The organism is Streptomyces sp. XM83C, from assembly GCF_023072675.1.
GTDB classification, from domain to species: domain Bacteria; phylum Actinomycetota; class Actinomycetes; order Streptomycetales; family Streptomycetaceae; genus Streptomyces; species Streptomyces thermocoprophilus.
In genome coordinates this window covers 1-6,242 of record NZ_JALLGL010000339.1, presented here as the reverse complement: position 1 = coordinate 6,242, position 6,242 = coordinate 1, and the positions used below count along the sequence as shown (strand labels likewise).

Sequence of the window (6,242 nt, the reverse complement as noted above, 5' to 3'; positions counted from 1 at the left end):
GCCCCGGACCGACCCCGGGAACACCTCAGGGCCGTACCCGAGGCCACGGCGCCCCCTCCATCCCGGTCCCGGACGACCCCCTGCGGGAGGCGTCCCCCATGAACACAGGGTCGTTCTTGTGCAGTGCTCGCCTCATGGGCTACGGCCCGATCCAGCAGTGGGCGCGCGTCGGCGCAGCGCGGGCGGAGCGGGCCGAAGGCAGGGCGATGCCCGGGGTGGAGCCTGGGCTTGACGAGGTGGAGAAGCCTGCAACAGCTCCGGCCGGTATGGCTCTTGGCGCTGCTCCGGCCTGCGTGGTGGTGTGGGTCGGAGGACAGTGAGGGGGCAGGGTGGAGCCGTTGTCGGATGACTTGGCGTTGAATCGGCCGGGTGATGCGGTGCGTCGCAAGATCCGGGAGTTGCAGCCCGATCCGGTGATGCGGTTCGTCGGTCGCTGGCGGTCCGGGGGTGAGATACGGAGCTGGCTCGACGGGCTCGCCGGGGAGCGGGTCACCGGGCGGGTGCTGGACCGGCTCAGGGGGCACGGGTGGTTCGTCCTCCATGCCGTGCAGTGGGCGAGCGGTGCGGACATCGACCACCTTGCGATCGGTCCCGCAGGCGTCTTCGCCGTCAACTCCAAACGGCACCGCGGGAAAGCCGTCTGGTACGGCGATTCGGCTCTGACGGTGAACGGCGCGCCGACCCGGCACATCGCCGTGAGCCGGTCCGAGGCGCGGCGCGTCTCGCGGGTGTTGTCGCAGTGCTGCGGGATGGAGGTGCCTGTCCGTCCTGTGATCTCAGTGGTGCACGCGGCGAAACTCACGGTCAAGAATGCCGATCCGCCGGTGCTGGTCCTTGCGGTCGAAGACCTCGGCCGGGTCCTGTCGGGTCTGTCGCCGACGCTCTCGCCCGAGCAGGTCGCGCGCATCTACGGCGTGGCACGGGATGCGCGCACCTGGGCCGGTTGATCAGGCGTCGAGTCGTACTCGAGCACGAACGCGGCGGAGACGAGCGGCGCCCCGTCGATCTCGTCGATCTCGACGGGGCGGCACTCGTCCGCGAACGCGTGCGGCAGATCAGGACCACGAGGGTGCCCGCGGAGGGCCGGAGTCGGCCTGCCTGCTCCTGCGACGGCATCCGGGAGCGGACCTCCTCGACGAGGAAGTGCACGTTGCTCGTGGCGCAAGGCCGGCGCCGGGGACGACTCAGGCCCAGGGAGCGGGAAACCCCGCCTCACCTGGGCCTGAGCCGTATCCGAGCGGGCGACGGGAATCGAACCCGCGTAGCCAGTTTGGAAGATCGCGTATGCGGCTGGGCGCTGACCTAGCGGTTCCCTGAGCAGGGCAAACGCGGAACCGTCACTCTGACTCCCCGCCATTCCCCGCGTGCCCCTCCCCCTCCGGGCACGAGAGGGGCACGCGACGTGAGGCACTTACCGCAACGACACCAGAACGGACGCTAGTCCCGTCAGTGCCACCGTGAGGTTGGCCACGGCGTTGATGACCTCTACCCATCCGCTCCTGACTGGATTGGTCGGTCCCATTGCTGTACTATTCCCGGTGTTCGAGTCGGGGTGCTCGCTGGGCTCGCTCGTCAGGTCTGCCAAGTGTTCGCCTCCTCTTGAATGCTTCTTGAACACGCGAAAGCCGCAAGACGTGTCTCCGGCAAGAGACAACACGCCTTACGGCTCTTTCGTGTGTCTTCACTCTCATCATAGCAGCCTCGATCAACTCCCATGCGGCATTGACCCATTGAGGTCGGCGGAGCGGCTTTGGGCTGGAGCTGCTTTGGGGCGAGTGATCATGGCCCCGTAAGCTTCCGGCGCGTCGGGCAGTCTGTGGACCTGCCCGGTGAAGCACGACGTTGGGGCCATGATCTTAGAGGCTCGCCCCAAAGTGGCTGCCTAAAGCCGTGGAGCCGACCGCCCCAGCCACGACGGTTCTGACCTTCGCTGTGCCGTCTCGCCTCGGCCCCGGCCTGGTCTTCGCCCCCTTGTGGGCGCGGGCGGGCGACGGCGCGCGGCCCCGGTGACGAAGGCAAGGAGGGGCGGCGCGACGGCGACCGGCCGGCGCCGCCGCGCCGTGCGCGGCACCTTCGATCTTCGATCGGACTGCTTGCAGTTCAGGAGGCCGGGAGCGACGGCGAGCGAAGCGAGCCCTTGATGAGGTAGAGAAACCTGTAACAGGTCGGTTTAGAGGACGGCGCTCCGCTCGGCCAAGTCGCGTAGGGCTTCGGGCACTCGGGGACTGGAGAGCTGGATCAAGTCGCGGATGACCTCGCGGGCAAGGTGGTGGTCCTGGATTTGCTCGGGCGCCAAAGCCTCCGCCTCCAAGATCGCGGCTGTGGCCTCGCCGACGTGTCGCCGCTGCGTGTGCGCTCGCGCCACGTCAAGCAAGAAACGCGACTGCCGCTCGGGCGACAGGCCCGAAGTGTCAATGTCCTGGGCTACCTCCAGGGCAAGCCCCGCATCTCCCAGTTCAACCGCTGTGCTTACGGCGTGGATCTCCACGTTCGTCGGTCCGAACTCCGTGTCGAAGTCGTTGCGGTCCTCACCCAACCGCGCCGCGATCCCTCGCGCCCGCTCGATGTGCTCATGGGTCTGCGCCCGGTTCCCCTCCCTTGCATTGATCACCGCAAGGACCAGGTTCATGGCGCCCAACAGCGACAGTTCTTCCGGCGGGCATGTCGGTGCTTCTGCCCTCGGCTCCATGACGGCCACAGCAGACCTCGCCGCTTGCTCCGCCTGCTCCATGTGCTGCTGCCTCATGAAGGCGTGCGCCATGCGAAACAGACTTGCGACCACCTCCAACGGCTGGCCCGCCAGTTCGGCCGCCTGCAAGGCGCGGTCTGCCGCGATCCACGCCGCATCCGCCTGGTCCTGCCGCGTGAAGCTGGCTGCAGCCACCTGGTATGCCTTGGCACGCAGAGAGTGAAGCTCCGTGCGGTCACCCGGTGGCGCCTGGCGTACTGCGGTCTCGATGCTGGGTAGCAGCTTGGCGAGGTGATCGCTGAGTGCTGCGTAGCTCGATGCGTGTACGAGCGTCCACGCCTCTTCCACCTGCTGACGAAAGTCGGCAACCGACGGAGTCGGCTCGGTCGACGGCTGCTGAAAGAGGCTGCCCAGTGCTGGGTGACCGGTGAGGGCTACCCGTAGGCCGTCGAGATCGTTGCTCCTCGCCTGAGTTTCCTGCTTGGCTTCCTCTGTTGGGGGAGCGTCTGGCCGAAGCTCTCGCACGGACACGTTGAGCGCGTCGGCCAGGGCTTGTAGGACCGACAGCCGCTCGACGGGCTGTACGCCTCTCTCGACCTGCGACACCCAACTCTCTGACCGCCCCATCGCGGCGGCAAGGTCGCTCTGCGACATGCCTGCGGCGCGGCGCAGCTCCTTGACCCTCGGGCCCAGGGCCGTGGTGTCGGCAGTCGTCACTTCTCGGCTCCGGTGGGGTACTTGCCGGCGTACGGCTGGAGGCGGTCCACCTCGATCTTTTCGACGTACTTGTCGCGCTCCGTCAGGAAGTGGCGCGTGTGGGGCTGACGCTCGTGCTCCTCGAAGGCATCTCGATCGGCGTAGATCTCAAAGAAGATCCGTTCATTGGGGGCGCCCTCGACCTCGTGGCACGCATAGACCAGCGTGCCGGGCTCGTGCGCCTGGATGCCTGCGGCGGTCTGTCGGACCAGGGCGTCAAACGCTTCGCCGGCGCCGTCGCGCAATGTGAAGCGGACAAAGAGCCCGTAATTGCTCATATCTTCCTCCCTTGATTTGGCACTCAGTCTCGCAGACCCAGAGTTCTGCTGCTAGTCGCAGTTTTTCTGTTGACTCGCAGTTTCTCTGCGAGTAGCTTCGGTGGTGTCGCAAGAACAAGGCGCCCCGGGCTACGTGCCATCCGCCAAGATCACGACGTAGCCCGGGGCTTATCCCAAGAGGGAGACTCCATAATGCCGTCCTTCAAGATCGACCTGTCGACCGCGGTGGTGTTCGTGGCGACCGCGCCGGTGCCGAAGCTGGCCAACGCCCGGACGGGTGAGCGGGCGATGGACCGGGAGACGAACGCGCCGCTGTCGACGGTGGGCCTGCTGGTCTCGGACGAGGGAGAAGGCAACCTCTACCAGGTGACCATCCCGGAGACGGGTCTGCCGGAGGGGCTTCAGCCGGGGATGCCGGTGCGGGTGGTGGGCCTGAAGGCCCGGGACTGGGAGAACGAGTTCAACGGCCAGAAGCGGCACGGCATCTCGTTCCGCGCGGTCGCGATCACCCCGGCGGCCTGACCATGGCGGACGTGACGCTGTGGCTGGAGGCCACGGGAGCGGTGGCGGGGGCCGGCGGGCTCGGCTACGCCAAGCACCGGGCGCCGCGGGTGTACTGGTCGCTGGTGGGCCTGCCGGCCACCTGGGGCCGGTTCGCCTACACCTACCGCTCCACGATGGAGGTGTGCGGGCTGACCGTGCAGCCGTCCGGCCTCCGGGCCTTCATGACCCGCAATCTCGCGCGTCGGGAGGTGCGGCCGGTGCCGCCGAAGGTGCGTCGGGTGCGTCCGACCTCGACCGGCCTGCGGGTCTCCCTCCGGCTGCCCGCTGGCCTGGAGCCGGCCGACGTGGCGGCCTCGTGTGAGCGGCTGCGCCACGCCTGGGGTGTGCGGTCGGTGACCGTGGTGGAGACCCGTCCCGGTGTCGTGGAGCTGCGGATGACCGGCTACGACGTGCTCAAGCGGGTGCGGCTGCCGCGTACCGCTCAGCCGCGGGACATGGTGGTGCCGGTGGCGCTGCGGGAGGACGGCACGGTCTTCGCGCGGGACTACCGCAAGGTGCCGCACGCGCTGACGCTGGGGGCGAACCAGTCCGGCAAGTCCATGTATCAGCGCAACCTGATCCAGGGCCTGGCCCGGCTGCCGGTCGGGCTGGTCGGCATCGACTGCAAGCGCGGTGTCGAGCAGACCGCGTACGCGCCCCGGCTATCCGCGCTGGTCACCGACCCGGAGTCGGCCGGGCATCTGGTCGATGTCCTGGTGCGGGAGATGGAGGCGCGCTTCGACCTCTTGGCCGAGCACGGGGTGTCGGACCTGTGGGCGCTGCCCGGTGCGGTGCGGCCGGTGTCGCTGGTCGTCCTCGTCGACGAGGTGGCGGAGCTGTTCCTGGTGGCCTCCAAGAAGGAGGAGCCGGCGCGCGACCACATGGTCATGCAGCTCGTGCGGCTGGGCCAGATGGCCCGCGCGGTCGGCATCTACCTGGAGGTGTGCGGGCAGCGCTTCGGCTCCGAACTGGGCAGGGGCGCGACCATGCTGCGCGCTCAGCTCACCGGCCGGGTCGTGCACCGCGTCAACGACAAGCAGACCGCGGAAATGGGCCTGGGCGACATCGCCCCGGACGCCGTGGCCGCGGTGACCACGATCGCCCCGGACCGTCCCGGCGTCGCCGTGGCTGGCGACACCTCCGGCGGCTGGTCGCGCATCCGCACCCCGGAGACCACCCCGGAACAGGCCGCGGCCGTCTGCCGTGAGTTCGCCCACCTGACCCCGGAGCTGCCGTTCCTGGACCCGTTCCGCCCGGCCGTGCGCCCGGCGCCGGCGGCGGATGAGGCTTCGCCGCTGGTGATCCCGCAGCCGGTCACCGAGTAACCCTCCCTGCTCCCTCGGTCGGCGCGGCCGTCCTCGCGCCACGTCCCTACCCGAGCCATGCCCAAAACGCGACAGGAGGTCGCTCATGGCCCCGCGCAAGACCCGCAAGCCCCCGGTGAAGAAGTGCCCCGAGTGCCAGGGCACCGGCCACGTCTCCAGCGCCGTGCTGGTCGGCCGCAAGCGCCGCCTCGTTGGCCAGCAGTCTGCCGCGTGCCTGACCTGCTGGGGCTCCGGCGAGATCCCCGCCGACGACTGACCGAAGGGAGGTGAAGACCGTGCCCCGCTCGCTCCGCCCGGATGCCGTGCTGGTGCAAGCCGTGATCGCCGGCGCACTGTCCTTCGCTCATCTGCACGACCTGGCCGCGGCGGCCGGGCAGTCCGGCTGGAAGGCGTGGGCCTATCCGGTCTCGGTCGACCTGCTGCTGGTCGCCGCCTGGCGACGGCTGCGCACCCAACGCACCCGGCTGGCCTGGTCCTGGTTCCTGGTGGCCCTCGTCGCCTCGCTCGGCGCCAACGTCGCCACCGCGGGCCTGCTCGACCTCGGCCACGTCCCGGCCTGGCTGCGCATCCTCGTCGCCGGATGGCCCGCCCTGGCCTTCCTCGGCGGCACCCTCCTCGTCCACCGGCCCACCGGGCCCACGAGACTACGCT

Annotated in this window: 7 protein-coding genes and 1 pseudogene; 5 read left to right on the top strand and 3 right to left on the bottom strand. The window is 69.2% G+C overall.

Going from position 1 to position 6,242, the window contains the following annotated elements; translation table 11 throughout:
- Nucleotides 1–338: 338 nt before the first annotated feature.
- Entirely contained in the window at nucleotides 339–947 is a 609-nt protein-coding gene (locus MTQ10_RS26475) for a nuclease-related domain-containing protein (protein ID WP_282612622.1), read from the top strand.
- Here MTQ10_RS26475 and MTQ10_RS26470 read toward each other — a convergent pair.
- The 3 genes and pseudogenes from MTQ10_RS26470 to MTQ10_RS26460 all read right to left on the bottom strand — a co-directional run.
- Nucleotides 908–1,149: pseudogene (locus tag MTQ10_RS26470) on the bottom strand (hypothetical protein); the annotation flags it as partial. The gene MTQ10_RS26475 and the pseudogene MTQ10_RS26470 sit on opposite strands and share 40 nt — an antisense overlap.
- Before the next feature lie 1,021 nt (nucleotides 1,150–2,170).
- Entirely contained in the window at nucleotides 2,171–3,406 is a 1,236-nt protein-coding gene (locus tag MTQ10_RS26465; protein WP_247472681.1) for a helix-turn-helix domain-containing protein, read from the bottom strand.
- A complete protein-coding gene (locus tag MTQ10_RS26460) occupies nucleotides 3,403–3,723 on the bottom strand; it encodes a putative quinol monooxygenase (RefSeq protein WP_247472680.1) in 321 nt (106 codons plus the stop codon). Before MTQ10_RS26460 ends, MTQ10_RS26465 begins: the two co-directional genes overlap by 4 nt.
- A gap of 192 nt (nucleotides 3,724–3,915) precedes the next feature.
- On the opposite strand from MTQ10_RS26460, the gene MTQ10_RS26455 reads away from it, so the two are divergent.
- The 4 genes from MTQ10_RS26455 to MTQ10_RS26440 all read left to right on the top strand — a co-directional run.
- Nucleotides 3,916–4,245, top strand: a complete 330-nt coding sequence (locus tag MTQ10_RS26455; RefSeq protein WP_247472679.1) for an SCO3933 family regulatory protein — start codon at nucleotides 3,916–3,918, stop codon at nucleotides 4,243–4,245.
- 2 nt (nucleotides 4,246–4,247) lie between these two features.
- Nucleotides 4,248–5,591 carry an FtsK/SpoIIIE domain-containing protein gene (locus tag MTQ10_RS26450; RefSeq protein ID WP_247472678.1) on the top strand — a complete coding sequence of 448 codons (1,344 nt, stop codon included), beginning with the start codon at nucleotides 4,248–4,250 and terminating at the stop codon, nucleotides 5,589–5,591.
- A gap of 85 nt (nucleotides 5,592–5,676) precedes the next feature.
- Nucleotides 5,677–5,847 carry a hypothetical protein gene (locus MTQ10_RS26445; RefSeq protein WP_247472677.1) on the top strand — a complete coding sequence of 57 codons (171 nt, stop codon included), beginning with the start codon at nucleotides 5,677–5,679 and terminating at the stop codon, nucleotides 5,845–5,847.
- A gap of 19 nt (nucleotides 5,848–5,866) precedes the next feature.
- The coding region (locus MTQ10_RS26440) for a DUF2637 domain-containing protein (RefSeq protein WP_247472676.1) at nucleotides 5,867–6,242 on the top strand (376 nt) is incomplete at its 3' end.

Bases quoted from the DNA above. Each gene is read 5' to 3' on its own strand.
- MTQ10_RS26460 (WP_247472680.1), bottom strand. From the start codon at position 3,723: ATGAGCAATTACGGGCTCTTTGTCCGCTTCACATTGCGCGACGGCGCC.
- MTQ10_RS26455 (WP_247472679.1), top strand. From the start codon at position 3,916: ATGCCGTCCTTCAAGATCGACCTGTCGACCGCGGTGGTGTTCGTGGCG.
- MTQ10_RS26450 (WP_247472678.1), top strand. From the start codon at position 4,248: ATGGCGGACGTGACGCTGTGGCTGGAGGCCACGGGAGCGGTGGCGGGG.
- MTQ10_RS26445 (WP_247472677.1), top strand. From the start codon at position 5,677: ATGGCCCCGCGCAAGACCCGCAAGCCCCCGGTGAAGAAGTGCCCCGAG.